This window comes from Bifidobacterium choloepi, from assembly GCF_010667615.1.
GTDB lineage: Bacteria > Actinomycetota > Actinomycetes > Actinomycetales > Bifidobacteriaceae > Bifidobacterium > Bifidobacterium choloepi.
On record NZ_VYSG01000001.1, the window covers coordinates 116,579 to 137,069 of the forward strand.

Here is a 20,491-nt window from a genome sequence, read left to right on the forward strand (position 1 = left end):
CGTTGTACCGGCGCATTGTTTCCGCAATGTCGCGTACTCCCCCGACCCGACACTACCAACGCCGCTGCCCAGCATGAACGCGAGGACTCGTTGACGGACCTTATTCTTTGTGATCGCCGGCGTGGAGGGAATTGTAGATGGACTCGGCCTTGGCCTTGCCGATGCCCTTCACCTCCTGCAGCTGTTCCGGCGTCGCCTCGCGCATGGCGCGCACCGAGCCGAAATGGGCGAGCAGCTTCTTCTGATAGGACGGCCCGATGCCCGGAATGTCGTCCAGCGCGGAGCGCAGCGCACCCTTGCGGCGCGTCTGGCGGTGGTAGGTGATCGCGAACCGGTGCGATTCGTCGCGCACGCGCTGCAGCAGGTACATGCCTTCCGAACTGCGCTTGAGGATGATCGGATAGTCGTCGTCCGGCACCCACACTTCCTCGAGCTTCTTCGCCAGTCCGCACACCGCGACGTCGTCGACGCCGCAGTCGGCCAGCGCCTTCGCCGCGGCCATGACCTGCGGCTTGCCGCCGTCGACGACGACGAGGTTCGGCTTGTACGCGAAGTGCCGGCGATCGGTGTTCTGCTGGACGATTTCCGCGGAGGCGGCGCTTCCGGTACCGGATATGGCGTCGTCGTCCCGGGCGACATCATTGGTGACAACGTTTGCACCGCCAATGTCGTCATTGCCGGTCACGTCGTTGCCGTCGGCGCCGGTCCTGGCGGCCGCCTTCGCGGCGAGGCGCTCCGACTCGATGCTCTCGCCCTGGTCGCCGGCGATGTTGCCGTGGCGGAACCGCCGTGTCAGCGTCTCGTACAGCGCGCTCAGGTCGTCGAGGGCGCCGTTGCCGTCGTCGCCGCGGATGGCGAAGCGGCGGTATTCGGACTTCTTCGCGACGGCGTCCTCGAAGACGACCATCGACGCGACCTGGAACGCGCCGCCGATCGTGTTGGAAATGTCGTAGCATTCGATGCGCAGCGGCGCCTGGTCGAGACCGAGCGCGTCGGCGACCTCGTTCATCGCGTCGGTGCGGGCGCCAATGTCCGAGATACGGCTCATCTTGCTGCGCTGCAGCGCCTGCCTGGCGTTCTCCCAGGCACGCTCCTGCAACTGCTTCTTCGCGCCGCGCTCGGGCACGCGGATCGAGACCTTGCCGCCGCGCAGGCTGCCCAGCCACGTCTCGAGCTCCTCGCGGCGCGCCGGCTCGACCGGCACGAGCACCTCGCGAGGCACCGGCGAGATCGGCGCGAGCAGGTCCGCGCGGCCGGTCTGTTCGAGCCGTTCGTTGCGCGTGCGCGTGGCCCGGGCGCGGTCGGCGGCGTCGGCCGCCGTCATCCGCTGCGTGGAGCCGATCGCGTTGCGACGTTCATGGATGACGCTAGAGGACGGGGACGCGGCGCTGTCAGAAGAATCGTGCACGTCGCCGGCGCTGTTGTCGCTGCCAACGGCAGGATCGTCGCCGGCGGCCGCGGCGATCCGCTCGCCGGCGAGCTCCGAATACACCTGGACGATGAGGTCGGCGAGCAGTTCGCCGTCGTCGATGTCCTCGACGCGCTCGACCGACCAGTTGCGCTCGCCGCGTATGGAACCGTCGCGCACGAAGAACGCGTGGACGCAGGCCTCGAGCTCGTCGGATTCGAGACCGAACACGTCGGCGTCGACGTCCTGGTCGAGGACGACGGCGTTCTGTTCACTGACCTTCCTGAACATCTCGATGTCGTCGCGCAGGCGGGCGGCCTTCTCGAACTCGAGTTCGGCGCTCGCCTCCTTCATTTCCCTCGTGAGCCGGGCGATGTACGCCTTGCCGACGCGGCCGGTCAGCACGCCGACGAGCTGCTCGCACAGCCGCCGGTGATCCTTCGCCGAGATCCGGCCGACACACGGCGCGGAGCACTTGCCTATCGACGCGAGCAGGCATGGCCGGCCGCTCAGCTGCGCCTTCTTGAAGACGCCGGGCGAACAGGTGCGCACCGGGAACGTGCGCAGCAGCTTGTCGAGCGACTTCTTGAGATCCCAGACCTTCGCGTAGGGACCGTAATAGCGGCTGTCGCGACGCTTGCGATTGCGGGTGATCCAGACGCGCGGAATCTCCTCGCCGACCGAGATCGCGAGGTACGGATAGGTCTTGTCGTCGCGGAAGACGACGTTGAAGCGCGGGTCGAACTCCTTGATCCACGTGTATTCGAGCGTCAGCGCCTCGAGTTCGGTGCCGACGACGGTCCATTCGAGGCTGCGGGCCGTCAGTACCATTGTCTGCGTGCGCGGATGCAATTGATATAGCGGCTGGAAGTAGTTCGTCAGGCGGTTCCTGAGGTTCTTCGCCTTGCCGACGTAGATGACGCGGCCCTCGCCGTCGCGCCACTTGTAGACGCCCGGCTCGGCGGGGATGTCGCTCGTCTTCGGACGGAACAGGTCGCGGCTGTCGCCGAGCAGCGGCGCGCCGTTCCTGTTGACGCCGCTTCCCTCGCCCCCTTCGGGAACGTCGGTGACGACGTCCTCGGCGAGGGCCGCGGCGGTCCTACGCCATGTTCCGGGCGCATGCCGTTCGAAGATGTCCACCTGGCACTCCTTTCCGTTATTGCTATTGCTTCAGCATCGGCTTGAGGAACTGGCCGGTCCAGCTTTCCTCGCAGGCGGCGACCTGTTCCGGCGTGCCCTCGGCGACGAGCGTGCCGCCGCCGTCGCCGCCTTCCGGCCCGAGATCGACGATCCAGTCGGCCGACTTGACGACGTCGAGGTTGTGCTCGATGACGATGACGGTGTTGCCCTTGTCGACAAGGCCCTGCAGGACCTTGAGCAGCTTGTTGACGTCCTCGAAGTGCAGGCCGGTCGTCGGCTCGTCGAGGATGTAGACGGTCTTGCCGGTCGAACGGCGCTGCAGCTCGGTGGCGAGCTTGACGCGCTGCGATTCGCCGCCCGAGAGCGTCGTCGCCGGCTGGCCGAGGCGGATGTAGCCCAGGCCGACCTCGACGAGCGTGTCCAGGTAGCGCGAGATGCCGGTGTAGGCGCGGAAGAAGTCCGCGGCCTCGCTGATCGGCATGTCGAGGATGTCGGCGACGGTCTTGCCGTTGTACTTGACCTCGAGCGTCTCGCGGTTGTAGCGCTTGCCGTGGCATTCCTCGCAGTCGACGTAGACGTCCGGCAGGAAGTTCATCTCGATCTTCAGCGTGCCGTCGCCGTGGCAGGCCTCGCAGCGGCCGCCCTTGACGTTGAACGAGAAGCGTCCCGGTCCGTAGCCGCGCACCTGCGCCTCCGGCGTCTTGGCGAACAGCTGGCGGATCTTGTCCCAGACACCGGTGTACGTCGCCGGATTCGAGCGTGGCGTGCGGCCGATCGGGTTCTGGTCGACGTGGATGACCTTGTCGACCTGGTCGAGACCTTCCACGCGCGTGTGCTTGCCGGGCACGATGCGGGCGCCGTTGAGTCGGTCGGCGAGCACCGGATACAGGATCTGGTTGACGAGCGTCGACTTGCCGGAGCCGGAGACGCCGGTCACGCACGTCATCACGCCGAGCGGGAACTTGACGTCGAGGTTCTTCAGGTTGTTCTCGCGGGCGCCGACGACCTTGAGCTGCCTCGACTTGACGACCTTGCGGCGCTTCGTCGGCACGGCGATCTTGCGGCGGCCGGCAATGTAGTCGCCGGTGACGGACCGCTTCGCCTCGATCAGGTGCTTCGACGGGCCGGAGTAGACCACTTCGCCGCCATACTCGCCGGCGCCCGGACCGATGTCGATGACCCAGTCGGCCGACCGGATCGTGTCCTCGTCGTGCTCGACGACGACGAGCGTGTTGCCGAGGTCGCGCAGGTGGTGGAGCGTGTCGATGAGGCGCGCGTTGTCGCGCTGGTGCAGGCCGATCGACGGCTCGTCGAGCACGTACATGACGCCGACGAGACCGGAGCCGATCTGCGTGGCCAGGCGGATGCGCTGCGCCTCGCCGCCGGACAGCGTCTTGGCGGCGCGCGACAGCGTCAAATAATTGAGCCCGACGTCGTTGAGGAAGCCGAGGCGGGCCCGGATTTCCTTGACGACCTCGGCCGCGATCTCGGCCGCCGAACCCTTCAGATCGAGGCCGTTGATCCACTCGAGGCTCTTCGAGGCCGGCATGTCGCAGACGTCGGCGATCGACTTGTCACCGACGGTGACGGCGAGGACCTCGGGCTTGAGGCGCTTGCCGTTGCAGGCGAGGCACGGCACCTCGCGCATGTACGACTCGTAATAGGCCTTCATCTGCTCGGAATCGGTCTCGTCGTGGCGGCGCGTGATCCAGCGCACGACGCCCTCGAAGCCGGTCGTGTATTCGCGCAGGCGTCCCCAGCGGTTGCGGTAGGACACCTCGACCTTGAAGTCGTGGCCGCGCAGGATGGCGTTCTGCACGTCCTCGCCAAGATCCTTCCACGGGGTGTCCAGGTCGAAGCCGAGCTGCTTGCCGAGGCCCTCGAGGACATGGCGGTACCAGTCGTTCGAACTCTTCTGCAGGTTCCACGGCTCGATGGCGCCCTCGTTGAGCGTCTTCGACGGGTCCGGCACGATGAGCTCGGGGTCGAGCTCGAGCGAATAGCCGATGCCGGTGCACTCCGGGCAGGCGCCGTACGGCGCGTTGAACGAGAACGTGCGCGGCTCGATCTCGTCGAGTTCGAGCTGGTGGCCGTTCGGGCAGGCGCGGTGCTCGGAGAACGGCACGCGGCGCTCCGGATCCTTCTCGTCGAGGTCGACGAAATCGGCGACGACGACGCCGTTCGGCGACAGTCGCAAGGCCGTCTCGACCGAGTCGGTCAGGCGCTGGCGGATGCCGTCCTTGACGACGAGGCGGTCGACGACGACCTCGATCGTGTGCTTCTTCTGCTTGGCGAGCTTGATGTCGTCGGACAGCTGGCGCATGTCGCCGTCGATGAGCGCGCGGGCGTAGCCGTCACCGCGCAGCAGCTCGAGCATCTCGACGAACTCGCCCTTGCGGCCGGTGACAACCGGCGCGAGGATCTGGAAACGCGTGCGCTCCGGGTACGAGAGCAGCCTGTCGACAATCTGCTGCGGCGTCTGCGCGCTGACGAGCGCGCCGCACTCCGGACAGTGCGGAATGCCGGTGCGCGCGAACAGCAGGCGCAGGTAATCGTAGATTTCGGTGATGGTGCCGACGGTCGAACGCGGGTTGCGATTCGTCGTCTTCTGGTCAATGGAAACGGCCGGCGACAGGCCCTCGATGAAGTCGACGTCCGGCTTGTCCATCTGGCCGAGGAACTGGCGGGCGTACGCCGACAACGACTCGACATAGCGGCGCTGTCCCTCGGCGAACAGCGTGTCGAACGCGAGCGACGACTTGCCCGAGCCGGACAGGCCGGTGAAGACGACCATGCGGTTGCGCGGGAACTCGATATTGCAATTCTTCAGGTTGTGTTCGCGGGCGCCCTCCACGACGATCTTCAGGTCGTTCGGCAGGTGACCGAGATCGGCGACAAGCGCGCCGTCGGTTTGCTTCAGCGGCGCCTTCGCCAGTTCGCGGGACAGGAACGTGTCGCTCGTCATGACGCGTTCGACGACGACTTCGCCGTTCTTCCCGCCCTTTCTTGCTGAGCCACGATTGACCAAATTCATTTCCTTCGCTTGACGATGCTTCCGTTGCCGGCTACTGCCCTACAGGATACAACACTTCCGGCCAGACGTCGAACACCTGTTCGAACAGTCGGCAACGACACTGTCGCGCCCAACAGGCCCGGCTCTCCCGATATTCCGGATGCGAACACCGCGACGCTGCTGCATAATCGGTAGCAGGGAAACGCCGACACGATGGGGGAAATCATGACCACGAAGCATGCGGAAAGCGGCACAATGACAGGCGCGGACAGCACCGGCAACGGCGAATCGCCCGCGACCACCCCGGCGCCCCGGTCCGGATCATCGGCCAACGCGGCCACGTCGACCAGAACGTCCGGCAACGCGAAATCCGCTCCCGCAAGGCGGACCGGCGCCGCCCGCGACGTCGAGATGGTCGCCTGCTGGGTGCTGTTCGCCGCGATGATCGTCCTCAACACGCTCGCCGTGTTCGGCGTGCTCGCCGCTGCCAAGCACGACGGCACCGCCGTCTCCAGCTGGTTCACGCCGGACAGCTACGTCCAGCTCGTCTGGATTCCCGTCTACGCGCTGCTCGCGATCTGGCTCGTGCGCCTGGGCAATACGAAGCGCAAGTCGAAGCGGCTCGCGAAGACACCCTTCGGCATCATGGGGTTGCTGTTCTGCCTGACGGCCCTGGCCGACATCGCATGGATCCTGTCGTGGACGGCCGTCAGCTATCCGCTTGCCGTGCTGTTCGTGCTCGCCTGCACGGTGCTGGTCGGCATCCTTGGCTTCTTCTCGCGTCGTCACGATCCATCCGTCTGGGGATGGGCGCCGTTCTCGCTGTTCGGTTCGTGGATGCTCGTCGAGACTGTCTCGGACATCTTCCGCGCCGTCGTCTACTACGTCTCGAAGGACGGCGCCATCTCCGGCGGGGCGCAGGCCGCGTCGACCGTCGTCCTCGTCGTGCTGCTGCTCGGCCTCGGCATCCTTGCCAAGCTCAAGCTGCACGACTGGATCTTCAACCTCGTCGTCCTGTGGTCGACGCTCGGCATCGCCACGCACCTGATGGACGTCTCGAAGGCCACCGGCGTCGTCCTCGTCATCCTCGGCACCGTCGCCGCGGCTGTCACCTACATTCCGTGGCAGCGGGTGAGCCATCGTCTCGACCAAGCTGCCAGGTGACCGGACACGTCATGACGGCATCTCTACCGGAAAACCGAGAGCTTCCAGTGCCGTGATGGCTTCGGCCAGCGGGATGCGTTCCTGCTCGAGGCGCAAGACCGGCATCGGTTCGCCGCCCGGCGCGCGGGTTCCGGTGCACAGGGCCTCGTACACGTCGCGTTCGGACCGGTTCAGGCCTGGTGTCGGCAGCGGTTCCCGCGGCTGGATCGTTCCCTTCTTTCCTTCCCGCAGATTCGTGCCGTACCGGCTGAAACGACGGTAGGCGGCTTCGTCCATCAGGAACGATTCGCATGGCACGCCAGCTTTGCGCACCTTCGACAGGATCTCGAAACCGTCGGCGTCCAGGTCGCCCCAGTAGGCCGAACGGATGGCCGGAGCCGGGCCGTCGCCACCGCCGAGCAGTTCCGGCAGCAAGCCGAGCTCGCCGGCGGCGGCCATGCCGTTGCCGAAGATGCAGATTGCATGGGCGATCGGCGGCATGGCCTGGTACGTGTCCTTGTTCTCGACGATGACGGCGAAGCGGATGACGTCGCCGGCCGGCAACCGGTACGGCGACGTCACGATCTGGTCGGGACGGACGGCCAGCGACGGGTCGAGATAACGGAACCGTAGTTCGCCGGGCCGTTCGCGCATGGCGAGCCGGTCGGTGCCGACCAGCGTGGCGATGGCGCGACGGTGTGCCGACGACGGCGAGCCGAGCCACTTCGCCGAGAAACCCTCGAGCGGTACCTGTCGCGGCGTCAGCGCCGAACAGTCATGGTCGCGGAACCACAATGCGGCGCGGATGAACAGTTCGAAGTCGACGTCGCCGTCGTCGCGCATGATTCGGGCGGCGGCCGCCGCCGCCTCGCGGTCCGGAAAGCCCGCGTCGACGATGGCGCCGATCCGGGCCCGCTGCCGGCGAAACTCGCGTGCCGTTGCCCGATCGGCGGCGCGCAACGCCGCCTGCTCGTCGGGCACGACGACGCGGACGACGAGGCCGGTCGGCGTGCCGATCAGTTTCGTCTCCTCGTCGAACGGCAGTTCCATGCGCATGGCCCACTGCCGCACCTGACGTTCGTTGTCGAGGACGTCTATGGCATGGTCCTCGAGCCACGTGCGGCTGGCGCGGCCGCAGACGGTGAGGGGATACGGCCAACGCGACTCCGTCTCGAACGTGCTTCGCCGCAGCCTGTCGGAGATGGCCGCGACGAGACTGTCGCGACTCGTGACGGGCGAACGCTTCATCGTCATGCTCCTGTTCTGACCTTGTCCGGCACCGGCTCGCCTACTGCCCGTCGACGTCCGTCAATTCATCCTTTGCGGATACGTTGCCGACCGGATCGAGTTCAGCAACGCGCAGCGACGTGTGACCGCTGTCGTCCTTGTAGGTGACGTAGGCCTTCGTCGAGACGCCGAGGATCTCTCCGGTCTTGGACTCCGGGGCGGAGACGATGACCTGGAAGCCGAGCTTCGGCAGCACCTTGAGGGCGCGTTGCGTATAGCGGCCGTCCGCCTTGATGAGCGCCTCGTCGAGGAACAGCGTGGTGTAGCTCGGCTCGGTGGTCAGGCCGTTGCCGAGCAGGTAGATCAGCGCGGCGCCGTAGACGAACGACGTGAGTTCCTGCAGGGCGCCGCCGGAACGGCCGCCGGTCGACGTGATGCGTTCGTCGGGTTCGCCGATGTCGTCGTGGTGGACGATGGCGTAGAACGAGCTACGGCAGCGCGGGTCCAGGTTGAGGGCGCCGTAGCTCTTGATGCCGTTGACATCGTGGACGGCATCAAGCTCGGCCTGGAGCATGCCGATGAGCGGGCGCAGCCCGTCGAACAGCTGCTTGAGCTCCGGCAGTTCCGGATCCGGCTGGCCATTGGGAACCGGGGCGCCTTCGGTACCGCCGCCCTTCTTCCACTCGTTGAGCGCGCTGATGGCGCCGCGCAGCTGCTGGACGAATGCGCGGTCGGGGTCGCGCACGTCGACCTCCAGCGACAGTTCGCCGTGGCGGGGGCCGAATTCCTGTCCCCTGAGCATCTGATTAATGCGGTCGAGCTGCTCGTAGATGTCACCCCGGTCGGTGCCGATTGCCCGGTTGAGCGTGAGCAGATACATGAGCATCTGGTTGAGCGTGCGCCTGTACTCGTCGGCGGTGGCCGCGGCGGCCGAGAGCTTCTCGAGGGCGACGAGCTCGTCGCGGTAGAACGGGTAGTCGGCAATGTCGATGCCGACCGAATCGTTGTCCGGTTCGAAGCGGGTACGGTACGTTTCCATCGCGGTGACGACGTCGTGTTCGGCGCTGGTGGTCACGGCGCCCAGCGCGTCAAGCCGGTTGGCGACAGCGTTCCGGATGATGGCGACCATGCGTTCGAGGTAGCCGGCGGAGCCGTTGCCGACAATCCGGTGCGCGCGGGCGGCGGAGTTGCCGATCGAGGTCATCCGCTCGATGTATGTCGTGTTGAGGAGTTCCTCGGCCTCGGCGTCGAGTTCCGGAGCGCCGGTCACCATGGCGCCATCGTCTCCGGCGTTCCCGCGCACGGCTTCCAGCCATGCCCTGGCCGCGGTCACTGCCTTCTCGGCGTTCTCGGCATCCTGCTCGGCGAGCACGCGCTTCTTCTCGGCGTCGGCGCGGTCGCGTTCGAGCGAGTCCCGCCGCTTCTGCAGCGCCTCGAGCTCCGGATTGGTCCTGATCGCCTCGATCTGTTGCTCGACGTTGGCGAGCCACGTCACGGCGCCGTGTACATCGACGTGTTTCCAGTCAAGCGTGGCCAGGAGCGAGGCGAGCGTCCGCTGGTCCGACAGTCCCTCGCGCTGTGACCTGATGGCGTTGAACGTTGCCCGCGCCTCGTCAAGTGCGGCCTGTGCCCCGTCGACGGCGGTCTTGAGCATGTCGAGGTAGGACTGGGTGACGAAGCCGATGACCTCGTCGCGGTCCTTCATGCCGTAGCGTCCCTGTCTGCCTGACTTGACCTGGCCGTCGCGCTGGACCTGCCGCCGCGTCTCGTCGAGATCGTCGATGGCGTCCACGCACCAGGCGTCGATGGCGTCGTCCTCCACCCGCGCGTGTAGCCAGCCGGCGAACGGGGATTCGTCGCGGAACCGGAGTTTTCCGGACAGCATGCCTTCGCCGTGGCGTCCGTCGGCGCCCAGGGCGCCGGATGCGGACGCACTGTCCGCGAATGCGTTGTCGGGGTCGGCGTCTCCGGCTTCGACGTCGATGAACCGCCAGGTACGGCTGGGCAGCACCTTGGGATCGATGGTGCTCACCTTGGCGGCAAACCCGTCTTCGTGGCGCCGGTCGACGAGGATGGTCTGGGCGAGCGAACCGTAGACGGCGTTCATGGCGTGCCGCCAGTCCTCAGCGTCTTCCCTGACGTCCATCAACTCGGCGATGTACGGCATCTGTTCCTCGGCGAGTCCGGTCGCCTGGCACAGCAGTGCACGGGCACCGTTCATGCGCTGGGAGATGCGGGTGCGCATCTTCTCGGCGCGGTCGTAGTCGGCCTGCCTCTGCGCCCTGGTTTCGCGGGCCTGGTTGAGGGCGAGCGTCGCCTGTCCGCTGGCTTCCTCGAGTTCGTCCATGCGCTGCCGGTAGGTCGCCTCGAATTCGGCGGCGGCCGCGCGCCTGGTCTCCCATGCGTCCTCGTCGGCCGGCATCTCCTCGCCGACCTTGTCGAACATGGTGCCGATTCGTGCGCTGTTCGCCCGCGTCTCGGTCACTAGTTCGCCGGCCTGCTTGCGTTCGCCTTCGAGCCGTTCGAGGGATCCGCCGTCGATGCCGCGCATCTTTGCGTCGACGTCGGCGATGTGGACGCCGAGTTCGCGGGACAGCTGTGCCGCATCCTTGCCTTCGCGCAGACGGCGTTCATGCTCGGCCTGGTCGAGCGGTAGCTGCCTCTCGACTTCGGCGACGAGGTTCGCTGTCGTCCACGAGTGGAGAATGGCGGCGCCGGTGTCCGTCGACGGGTCCACGACATCGAATGCCGTCGTCTGGTTTCTCGCGTCCTCGTAGCGTGCGTGGCGTCGCCTCACGTCGGCGAGGAGCGTCATCCTTGCCTGCTTGTCGGCCATGCTGCGGAAGTTCTCGTCGTATTCGCCGTATTGGTGGACGGCTTCGCGTGCGTAGCTGAGCGCCTCGGGGACGCCGAGCACGCCCTGCTTGAAGATATCGTCGAGCCGGCTGGGTGTGTCGGCAGACTGGATCTTGTGCAGCAGGCGGCAGCTTTCGGCGGACAGTCCCATTTCCTCCCAGATATAGGAGTGGAACGACTCGGCGGACTGGTAGACGACGGCGCCGTCGTACGCCTGCTTGATCTGCGTGGCCGTGAACGGGGTGTTGCGGAACCGCTTCATCACGCGCGGGTCGATCTTCTTCTCCCACGTCGCGAACAGCCGCCTGACGGCGGTATGGCCGTCGCCGGCCTGCAGGTACAGGAACTTCGCGCAGGACAGCACGTCGTGGCTCGCCTCGTTGACGTACGTGTCCACGATTGCTCCCCATACCGCCGTCGGCCTGCCGTCGTCGGTCGTGCCGCGCAGGTAGACGGGTTTCTCGCCGAGCGTCGAGTCGCTCATCCCGACCATGCCGCGCAGGTACGTGTAGTCGTTGCGTTCCGACTTGCCGGTGTTGGATGCCTTGTTGAACGGCGTCCCCTTCGGATACAGCAGGGAAATCTGCGCGTCGACGAGCGTCGACTTGCCGCTTTCGCTCGCGCCGGCCAGCAGCGTTACCGGCAGGGTCGGATCAGTCGACGGCTTGAATTCGTGCCAGCCGCCGTACGTACCCCAGTTGACGAGCTGCCGGCTTTCCATCATCCACCGGTCGGCCACCATCTGCATGGCGTTGCGTGCCATCACCGTCCACCTTCCTCAAACAGTTCAATGACGTCGTCGTCCGCTTCTTCACCGTGCACGATTCCCGCGCCGTCACCCATGTCCGGAAATCCTGCCATCTCCTTCGCCGGCTGCACGGGCTCCTCCCCGACCTCGAGCCACTCGTCGGCCAGGGCGCTGTCGAGCACGACGGGCACGAGGGGCGTGACGAGATAGACGTCGTCGACGTCAGTCGGTTCCAAGTATCCGTAAGTCTCCATGCGGCCGACGAGCTGGGTGACGGCGTCAACGACGCCCTCCTCGTCGTTGCGGCCGGCCAGATATCCGGCACCGCTGGCGAGGGCTCCGCGGATTTCCTCGAAACCGACGAGCCACTGGGACTTCGGCTTCCGGACATTCTCGCATTCGAGGACATGAATGCGCAGGAACGCGAGCAGCGCGGCCTCGTCGCGACGCAGGCTCTGCCGGGTCTTGAGGCTGCGCAGTTCTCCTTCCTCGTCGGGTGCCGGCGTGGCATACATGATCCGGTAGTGTTCGTTGACGACGAGGTCGAGCATGTCGTTGTTGAGCGACTGGATGACCTGGTCACGGTTGCGTTCGACGAGGTCGTAGAGCTTGCCGTCGATGTAGCGTTCGCGTTTCAGGGCGATGGCGGCGCGGCGCGCGTCCGCCGTCATGTGGCTGGTATCCCCCTCGAACCGGCCGTTAGGGTTGATATCGTTGACGGGCATGCCGTCGTCGCCGGCCCCGTGGCCGAATTCGATGGCCTCATCGTCGGTGGCCATGCCGTTGATGTCCTCGTCCATGTGCCTCGTGTTCCGTCCCTCTCGTTGCTGGTCTGTACGTGTCTTGACTTGTTTGGTCGTCCTGTCGGCGTGCCGGAGTCGTATTGGTTCCGGCCGGTGGAGCGTCGCCGGTGGTTCTATCGTTCCTCGATGATGTCCTCAAGTTCGCTCATTCCGGCTAAAACCTCGGTGGTAAGCCACTGCCGTTCCTCGCCATTCTGGTCGATGCAGTTCCATACCACTGTAGGCGTTCCTTCACCAGGACCTCTAAGGGCTCCAAGGAACCCGACAAACTCGCTTTCGCGCCGCTCCTCAGGCGGTAACTCGTTGAAGCTTGCAGCAATATCGACGAGTCCACCATTCATAACTGGGTTCTCACGAACAAGAGCGGCCATATGGATCAGTCGCGGCCCCCCGTTTTCGATGAGTTCGCGGAGATTTACCTCAGGCACATCAGCGCCATAGTTTCCCAACTCACTTAAGGAGGGCACGGCAGCACGGGCCATCGAACGCGACGGACGCGTCGGCAACGTCGCGAGCCGCTCCGGACTGGAGATCCCCGTCTCGTAGGGCCGGTCGGTAGACGTCGGATGGTCGCGGGCGTCCGCGTTGATCTTCTCGGAGAGCTTGTTGAGCTTGACGAGCATGGTGTGAAAGCGAGTGTCTGTCTGCTGGCGGACGAGGCGGCTGACGGCCTCGTCGGAGACGCGCATCTGGCGTCGCACGCCCTCGATGCCGTCATAGATATGGGCCAGCTCTTCCTTGACCTGTTCGAGCAGCACGGCGGACCCGCCCTCGACATACGGCGTTCTGGCGATCGCCCGCATGGCGGTATCGATCTGGTCGCGGCCCTCGTCGGTGACGATGACCTGGAACGCGTCCTCGAAGCGGCGTCCGGCGTCAGATTCGGCGAACGACTTGCGATATTCGTCGTGGTAGGTTTTCAGTATCTCTTCGACGGACATGGCGCCGGCCTGCATGCGCCGGCGCAGTGCGTCACCGTTGTCACGTTCGGTGAGCATCAGCTCGCGCAGGTCGATGGGGACGCCACGCAGCGTGCCATGCACGACGTTGATGATATCCTCGACTTCCTTGTCGGACAACGACCGGCCGCCGTTGCCTTCCTCGATCGTCCTGATCTGCTCCTGCCGGTCGGCGATTTCCTGTTCGAGCAAGCGGATGCGTTCGGGAAGGTCGGCGGTGAGCTCCATGCGGGCGTGCTCGATCTCCATGATGATCGAGTTGGCCTGCGCGCCGGACATCGTCTGGGTGTCGTCCTGCAGCTTGTCGAGCGCCTCGATGGCGCGGTGGGCGCGTGCGGTCAGGCGGTAGAGGAACCGGTGGCTGGCCGGGTCGAGCGAATTCGCCAGCCATGCATAGTCGCCGTTGCCTTCCTTCATGAGCTCGGCGATGGTGTGGCGGGCATAGTCCTGAGCATCCTCGTCGTCCCTCAGCGCGACCTCGTCCATGTTGGCGAGCGTGGCGACGCCGCGGGAGAATCGTTCCTCCAGATCTTCCTTCGGCAACTCCGATGTCAGCGGATCGAACGCCGACCGGAGCAACGCGACGTAGATGCGGGCCTTCGGTCTGGTGAGCAACCGGAGCACCCCGGTGTCATACACCGACCGCAACTGCTCCATCTCGTCGCGGATGTCGCCCAATGGCCCTCCCCTGTTCGCCGGAATCTCAACAACTGTCCATCATAGCAAATGGCCGCCTGGGCATCGCCCCATCATTCTCCCGATGGCGCGGTGTCATACGGCTGGATCGCCGAGGGATTGGTACGACGGATAAAGTCACCCATGGCGGGAACAGTGAACGCCACCCTTCCCCGTCCGGGAGCATAGATCAAGCCGAGTTCGATCAACGACTGCCTTGCCCGCGTCATCTCCGTCGGCTTGCGTCCCAGCAACTGCGCCACTTCGCCGGTGCTGCACGATTCGCCGCCGAGCCGCGCCATCGCCTCCATGTATTCCCGGGCCACATTAGTAGCCCGTTGCCAGCGAGACTCGTACAGCCCGCGGTCAAGCAAAGCCTGTGCCTGCGGCTTGCCTTCGTTGACGGCGTCCATTCCGATCGGATTGGATGTCGCGGCATTGTAAGTGGCATCCCCATAGGCCTGAACGAAAAACGGATAGCCTTGGGCCAGCTTGACGAGTTCATCGAGGGCATCCGGACTGAATGAGGCACCCACGTCCTGCGTAGTCGTGACCAAGCATTGTCGGGTCTGTTCGTCAGTGAGTCGACCGAGCTCGTAGTAACGGAACAGACGCTCGGCATAAGAACGCGACCTGGAAAGGGCGCCGGGAAGGTCCGGCAAGCCAGCGGCGATGATATAGAACGGCAGATCCTGCTGGCCCATCCGGTGCTGGATGGTGATGAGCGTGCCCATCAGGGATTCGTCCATCTCCTGGAGCTCGTCGACGAAGAGAAAGAACGCCGAATGCCTGGCCTTGAGGTCGTTGCACAATTCCTCGATGGTCAGTTCCAGCTGGAATTCCTCGGAAGTATCGGATTCCTCGCTTGCTAAGGGAGACAAGGACAGCTTGAACCCGGCTAGTTCAACCGCCACGCTCTGGATGCGCTTGAGCGTCTCGATGAGTGCCGTGCGCAGTTCGTGGTCACGTTCCTGTACCACGGCTTTCTGGATGGACGTCACGATTGCCTGCATATCGCGTTCTTTATTGCCAGTGGACTCGATATAGGCGCCGAGTAATTCCGCTTCCCTGACCAAGGAAAGACAACGGAGCAGTAGTACAGTCTTCCCAACGCCCCGAAGGCCACTGAAGACCAGTCCCTGATCCGTCAAATCGTTTTTGGCACGGACAATCATGCGCTTGACGGCATCGAGTTCCTCTTCGCGTCCTGCGAGATTGACCGGATCGCGACCAGCACCAGGAACAAATGGGTTCAAGGCTTGCATGGATACGTTGAAGTCTTCAGCCATGGTTTTCCTCCTTCACGCAGATCCAGCCACGGCAGTTCAAGTTCTATGAAGAATTATACAACTATATGCAGTAATATGCAGTTGTATGTAGCTATATGCGGCATATATAGTTTAACTCATAGCGCTTGTTAACAAGCGGCACTCGTTCCCTGCTGGTGGCGTTGTTAAAGCAGTCGGAGAAGAGCTACTGACGTTACCGGTCTTGGGCACCACAGTAGTGATTAATGATTAATGAATACATGATGTGTCTTCTTCTCCACTCCCCGGAGTGGTTTTGCCGATGAAATGGTTTGGTGTGGCCTGTATTCGGTGTCGTCTTTGACAACCGTTTGCGACTGACAGCATGTACGACGATGAACCCGATGATAATATCTGGATGTCCCGCTAAAAAAGCGCATCATCTATAGTCCAGAAGCTTCTGCTTCGCCGCGGCGAACTCCTCCTCGGTCAGCAAGCCATTCTGCTTCATGGCGTTGAGTTCCCGCAGTTTGTCCATGAAACCGTCAGCCTCGTTGTCAGCAGATTCTTGCGTGTCCTGTGGAAGGGGTTGTGGTACGCCCTTGTTCGGGTCTCGCCATCCGCGCTGCTTTGCCATGGTACGGATACGATGCACGAGATCCTGCGCCTCCGGCAGTTGGCATGGACCGACCTGCACCATCCACGAAAAGTCGTCACCCTCGACGACCACGTACTTGTCGCCACCCTCTAATTTCGGCAGGGCAAACGCAAATACGCCAAGCGTGAGCAGACGTGGCACCGTAGGACGCGATAAGACCGACATTCCATCCTCCACCGTTGCTACAAGGTCCTTGAGCGGCCTCGTCTCTCCGCCGCAGCGGATCGACTCTTCATGCAGCACGATGCGGTCATGATTGACGCCCACGACTTGTGCGACAGGCAGGTCATCGAGGAAGAACGCATCACGAACCGACAGGCTATGGTTCTTGCCCGGCTTGCGCGGTGCGTTCCTTAGTTCCTGCTTCTTCCGTGCACGTAGTTCAAAGAATGGTACTGGTGGAACGCCTCCATTCACTTTATGTCCCAATGCCCTGAGCAATATGTCGTTGTTCGACCTGTTTTTCTTTAGCAGTGTTCCATACTGGTGCTCTGCGCTGTTGCCATCTATCACGGAACTGGGCGTCACATCAACGCACATGTTGAACGTCAGTCCCGCGAATCCCAGAAGACTATATTTCGTAACCGCGTAGTCAACGACCGATTCCAGCGGGACAATGCTCTGCTTTCCGTATGTTTCCACCGACGTCCCCGTGCGGTTGATAATCAGCACATCGTTCTTTAAGGTCAACGTGGACTCGTAGCCTTCTAATTGGATCATTGCTCCTACTTCCCCAAGTTCCTTGTTGACGCCACCCCCCCCCTTGTGGCATGCAATGATTCTACCTGAAACTCTCAGAAGATCTGGCCATGAGCAACCTGACGTGGCATTTCTGGATCAACTCAATAATGCTTGTGAGGGCAGGGACGCGAGAAGTCAAGGAACTGGCGAGAATAGCTCGCTTTATGAGTTGATGCGTTCGGCTATGCCAAACGCATCAACTCTCAGTCGCGATTCGCACGGCAGCCCCCTTCCAAGGAGCTTGTACCGGTTGCACTTTAGAAGAGGAGGCGGCGCAGGTCCTCGATCTCGTCCTTGCAAACGGCGTGCCCCATGCCTTCGTAGGTCAGCTCGGTGCAGCGGCCGGTGGCCGACAGCACCCGGCGACAGCGTGCCTGATCTTCGGCGGGGATCTGCGTGTCCGCGGTGCCGTAGGCGAGGATGAATTTCGTCGTGGAGCCGAGTCCGGCGATGGCGGATGAATCGTCCTCGTCTTCCTTGAACGATGGCGACAGCAGCACGGCCGTGTCGAACAGGTCGGGCCACTGCTGGACGAGCCGGTACGACAGGAAGGCGCCCTGCGAGAAGCCCATCAATGTCAGCCGGCGGCCGGCGAATAGCGGCGACTCGAGCAGCGAGACGAGCGCGTTGCCGACCTCGTCGCAGGCCGCGCGGCGCGTCAGGCCGTCACTCTTCTTCGAATACCAGCTGTAGCCGCCGATGTACGGCCGGCGGAACGGCGCCTGGAAGCTGAAATAGCTCGGCTTGGCGTCGGCCGGCAGCGGTTCGGCGACGGCGTCGAGGATCGAGACCATCTCCTTCTCCGAGTTGCCATAGCCATGGAACATCAGGAAGACTCGGTCACCGGCTCCCGGAGCCGGTTCCTCGACCTGCATGACGGCGTTGAGTTTCATCGGTACGATCCTTTCCCATGACAATGCGCCGTCGGCGGCGGAACTGCCGGCGACGGCGAACGAAAAAAACACGACGGGAGGTCAGCCCAGCTCGTCGAAGACGAACGGGATGGCGTCGATGACGTCGCCGGCGACGATCGGATGGCCGGTCGACGTGACCGGCAGCGGATAGTCGTCCTCGGCGCCATAGAGCCGCGGACGCACCCAGCCACGCTGGTCGGAACCGGAGGCGATCGCGGCGGCACGGCCGTGCAGGTAGGCGCCGGCCGCGGCGATTTCCGGCACGCAGGCCGGATCCTCGTAGATCTGGTCGTCCTGCTGGGCGAGCAGCGCGGCGACGATGCCGGTGAGCACGTCGCCGGCACCGGCCGTGGCCAGGCAGGCCGGCGCGCGGCCGGACACGAGCACGCGCATCGCGCCGCCGAACGAGCCGGCGACGATCGTGATGGCGCCCTTGAGCAGGACGGTGGCACCGGTCAGCCGGGCCGCAAGCTTCGCGCAGTACAGCGGTCGCGCCGTCACGTCGTCGGCGTCCATCGCATGGCCGAGCCTGGTCAGCAGCCGGGCGAGCTCGCCGGCGTGCGGCGTGAGGACGACCTGTGACGGCACGTTGGCCGGCAACAGGTCGAGGGCGCCCGCGTCGACAACGATCGGCGGCATCGCGAACGCGGCCTCGTCGCGCCGCTCGGCATCGGCGAGATCGTCGCCGTCGACGAAGCGGCCGGTGACGTAGCGTTCCGGCGAACGGCTGGAGTCGTGCTCCTCGTCGTCGAGCACGTCCTCCGCGCGGGACAGCGCGTAGTGGGCCAGCAACGCCGAGATCGTCGACGTCTGCAGGTCGCGCTGGACGGCGTCGGCGTCCTCCTCGTCGCGTTCCTGGTGCTCGTCGAACGTCGACGGGACGCCGGAACCGACGCCCCACGCCTCCACGCGGCCCTTGCCGATGACGGCTTCCGGCAGCGCGTGCAGCACGAGGTCCTGCGGTCGCGACGGGCCCATGTAGCGCACCATGCCGATGTTCGAATGGGCGGCGGCCAGCGACGTCAGCACGGCGGCGCCCGGATACTGGTCGGAGCCGGTCACGAGGCCGACGACGCCCCGACGGTACTTCGAGTCTTCCTTCTGGCACGGGCGGATGGCCTCGGCCGCGAACGGCGCGTTGACCATCTCGACGGCCGGATCGGCGGAGTCGAGATCGAAGCCGAAGTCGACGAGCGTGACATGGCCGAGCGCATAGGCGGCCGGCGGCAGCATGGCGCACGGCTTCATCGCGCCGAACATGACGGTGTAGTCGGCGGGAATGTACGCGCCGGGCAGCGAACCGTCGTCGACGCCGACGCCGGACGGCGTGTCGATCGCGACGACGATCGGCAGTTCGGTCGTCCGCTGCGCGTCCGGCACGGCGATGTCTTCCGGCGGCTCGCCATCGAGGCCGAGCGACGACGCCAGCGCGGCCGGAATGCCACGCAGCGCGCCGGTCACGCCAATGCCGGTCATCGCGTCGAGGACGACGTGCGATTCGCGCGCGTAGTTGACAGCGGCCTCGAGCCGCCGGCCGGCCTCGCCGGCCGTGAAGCCGGTCGGGCAACCCGGGATATCCGAGGACGGGTCGAGGTTCCAGACGCGGCCGCCGGACTGGACGAACCGGTCGAGCGCACTGGCGTGCAATGTGCGGCCGGTGGCGATCGCCGTCACCTCGTAGCCGCGGGCCGCGAGGTAGGCGCCCGCGTACAGGCCGTCGCCGCCGTTGTCTCCGGCGCCGGCGAGCACGGTGACGCGAAGGTCGTCGCCGTCGATGCCCTTGTCGGCCAGCACGCCGAGGACGGTGCGGGCCGCCGCCTGGGCGGCCATCGTCATCAGCGGCACGCCCTGGGCGAGCAGCGGCTGCTCCATCGAGCGCACGGCCGCCGTGTCCCAGGCGGCGTACAGCAGCGTCTGCATGCGTTCGGTCGCCGCCGTCGACGACGCCCCGTTGCGTTCCGAATCGGCCTGTGACTCTGTGAATGCCATGCGACCAGTCCCCTTCACTGTGAATGGATGTTGCCCCCTAGCTTAGTATGCGCGGCGGGAGGCGGCGTCGCGCTAGTCGGCGCGCGTAACGGCGTCGAGGCAGGACAGCGCGTTGAGCGTGCGCGGATAGCCGATGTACGGCATGATCTGCGAGATCGCCGCGCGGCAGCACTGTTCGTCGTTGCCGACGCGGATGTTGGCGGCGATGTGGCTCCTCAACTGCGGTTCGCAGCCGCCCATCGACGCGAGGAAGCACATCGTGACCATCTCACGTTCGGCGACGGTCAGGCATCCGCGCGTGTAGTAGTCGCCGAAGCAGTTGTCGACGAGCCACTTGCGGATGTGGCGCGACTCCTCCGGACCGCCGGATTCGCCGGCGAAGTCCCGCATCCGCTCGCCGAAGATCTCCACCTGCTTGCGCTCGCCGGCGGCGAGGCGCCCTTCGGCGTCGTCGGGTTCGACGGTGCGCTGCGGCTCGAGCGGCATCTTGACGTCCATCGCCTTGAGATAGTCGTCGAGCTTCTCGAGGAACTCGACGGCGCGGCCGAAGCCGAGATAGGCCGTGGCCTGGTAGACGATTTCCTTGAGCTGCGACGACGTGAGACCGGACTGGTAGAACGCCGGCAGCATGTCGGTGAACGTCTTGAGCGAACCGGTGCCCATCAGCGCCGCGACGATGCACATCGAGCGGTGCATGTCGTCGAGCTGCGGCGCGTTGGCGGCGGGCTCGTTGACGACTTCGTCGAACAGGAACCGCTCGACGATCGCGATGTATTCCGGGTCGGTCTGGGCGAACGTCTTGTCGTCGTTCCAGAACTTGTTCATCTTCCTGTGCAGTTCCTCGAACATGGTCGTGGATCCCCTTTCCCTTCCGCCCCGATGCGGAGCCATGCAGGCTTGCGCCGACCATGATAGCGCGACAGCGCTCCCGTCGCATGACGGGAGCGCTGTCGGAAGAAACAATGTCCTG

General features: G+C 64.8%; 12 protein-coding genes. 1 reads left to right on the forward strand and 11 read right to left on the reverse strand.

What is annotated here, in order from left to right; all coding sequences use genetic code 11:
* Positions 1 to 100: 100 nt before the first annotated feature.
* A complete protein-coding gene (uvrC, locus tag F6S87_RS00575; protein ID WP_163226746.1) occupies positions 101 to 2,548 on the reverse strand; it encodes an excinuclease ABC subunit UvrC in 2,448 nt (815 codons plus the stop codon).
* Between the two features lie 22 nt (positions 2,549 to 2,570).
* Positions 2,571 to 5,513: an excinuclease ABC subunit UvrA gene (gene uvrA / locus F6S87_RS00580; RefSeq protein WP_231129352.1), complete on the reverse strand. Its 2,943-nt coding sequence runs from the start codon at positions 5,511 to 5,513 to the stop codon at positions 2,571 to 2,573.
* A gap of 273 nt (positions 5,514 to 5,786) precedes the next feature.
* Here uvrA and F6S87_RS00585 point away from each other — a divergent pair, with 273 nt between their 5' ends.
* Positions 5,787 to 6,725, forward strand: coding sequence for a hypothetical protein (locus tag F6S87_RS00585; protein ID WP_163226748.1), 939 nt, complete (start codon positions 5,787 to 5,789; stop codon positions 6,723 to 6,725).
* A gap of 9 nt (positions 6,726 to 6,734) precedes the next feature.
* On the opposite strand, the gene F6S87_RS00590 is transcribed toward F6S87_RS00585, so the two are convergent.
* The 9 genes from F6S87_RS00590 to F6S87_RS00630 form a co-directional block, all read right to left on the reverse strand.
* A complete protein-coding gene (locus F6S87_RS00590) occupies positions 6,735 to 7,958 on the reverse strand; it encodes a DUF3322 and DUF2220 domain-containing protein (protein ID WP_163226749.1) in 1,224 nt (407 codons plus the stop codon).
* Between the two features lie 34 nt (positions 7,959 to 7,992).
* Positions 7,993 to 11,553 (reverse strand): ATP-binding protein, encoded by a 3,561-nt coding sequence (locus F6S87_RS00595; protein WP_407925097.1) that lies wholly within the window; start codon positions 11,551 to 11,553, stop codon positions 7,993 to 7,995.
* Positions 11,550 to 12,260: a DUF4194 domain-containing protein gene (locus tag F6S87_RS00600; RefSeq protein ID WP_407925104.1), complete on the reverse strand. Its 711-nt coding sequence runs from the start codon at positions 12,258 to 12,260 to the stop codon at positions 11,550 to 11,552. The genes F6S87_RS00595 and F6S87_RS00600 overlap by 4 nt, the downstream gene beginning before the upstream one ends.
* 191 nt (positions 12,261 to 12,451) lie before the next feature.
* Positions 12,452 to 13,975, reverse strand: coding sequence for a DUF3375 family protein (locus tag F6S87_RS00605; RefSeq protein WP_196779052.1), 1,524 nt, complete (start codon positions 13,973 to 13,975; stop codon positions 12,452 to 12,454).
* 71 nt (positions 13,976 to 14,046) lie between these two features.
* Positions 14,047 to 15,261: an AAA family ATPase gene (locus tag F6S87_RS00610; RefSeq protein ID WP_163226751.1), complete on the reverse strand. Its 1,215-nt coding sequence runs from the start codon at positions 15,259 to 15,261 to the stop codon at positions 14,047 to 14,049.
* Between the two features lie 397 nt (positions 15,262 to 15,658).
* Positions 15,659 to 16,597 (reverse strand): SHOCT domain-containing protein, encoded by a 939-nt coding sequence (locus F6S87_RS08560; protein ID WP_196779053.1) that lies wholly within the window; start codon positions 16,595 to 16,597, stop codon positions 15,659 to 15,661.
* A gap of 278 nt (positions 16,598 to 16,875) precedes the next feature.
* Positions 16,876 to 17,511 (reverse strand): alpha/beta hydrolase, encoded by a 636-nt coding sequence (locus tag F6S87_RS00620; protein WP_231129293.1) that lies wholly within the window; start codon positions 17,509 to 17,511, stop codon positions 16,876 to 16,878.
* An 81-nt stretch (positions 17,512 to 17,592) separates the two neighbouring features.
* A complete protein-coding gene (locus F6S87_RS00625) occupies positions 17,593 to 19,452 on the reverse strand; it encodes a bifunctional ADP-dependent NAD(P)H-hydrate dehydratase/NAD(P)H-hydrate epimerase (RefSeq protein ID WP_231129353.1) in 1,860 nt (619 codons plus the stop codon).
* Positions 19,453 to 19,593: 141 nt separating this feature from the next.
* Entirely contained in the window at positions 19,594 to 20,370 is a 777-nt protein-coding gene (locus F6S87_RS00630) for a carboxymuconolactone decarboxylase family protein (RefSeq protein WP_163226753.1), read from the reverse strand.
* Positions 20,371 to 20,491: the final 121 nt, after the last annotated feature.

Excerpts from the sequence above, each read along its gene's own strand:
- F6S87_RS08560 (WP_196779053.1), bottom strand. The coding sequence starts at position 16,597 with ATGATCCAATTAGAAGGCTACGAGTCCACGTTGACCTTAAAGAACGAT.
- F6S87_RS00620 (WP_231129293.1), bottom strand. The coding sequence starts at position 17,511 with ATGAAACTCAACGCCGTCATGCAGGTCGAGGAACCGGCTCCGGGAGCC.
- F6S87_RS00625 (WP_231129353.1), bottom strand. The coding sequence starts at position 19,452 with ATGCAGACGCTGCTGTACGCCGCCTGGGACACGGCGGCCGTGCGCTCG.
- F6S87_RS00600 (WP_407925104.1), bottom strand. The coding sequence starts at position 12,260 with ATGCCCGTCAACGATATCAACCCTAACGGCCGGTTCGAGGGGGATACC.
- F6S87_RS00630 (WP_163226753.1), bottom strand. The coding sequence starts at position 20,370 with ATGTTCGAGGAACTGCACAGGAAGATGAACAAGTTCTGGAACGACGAC.
- F6S87_RS00610 (WP_163226751.1), bottom strand. The coding sequence starts at position 15,261 with ATGGCTGAAGACTTCAACGTATCCATGCAAGCCTTGAACCCATTTGTT.
- uvrA (WP_231129352.1), bottom strand. The coding sequence starts at position 5,513 with ATGACGAGCGACACGTTCCTGTCCCGCGAACTGGCGAAGGCGCCGCTG.
- F6S87_RS00585 (WP_163226748.1), top strand. The coding sequence starts at position 5,787 with ATGACCACGAAGCATGCGGAAAGCGGCACAATGACAGGCGCGGACAGC.
- F6S87_RS00590 (WP_163226749.1), bottom strand. The coding sequence starts at position 7,958 with ATGACGATGAAGCGTTCGCCCGTCACGAGTCGCGACAGTCTCGTCGCG.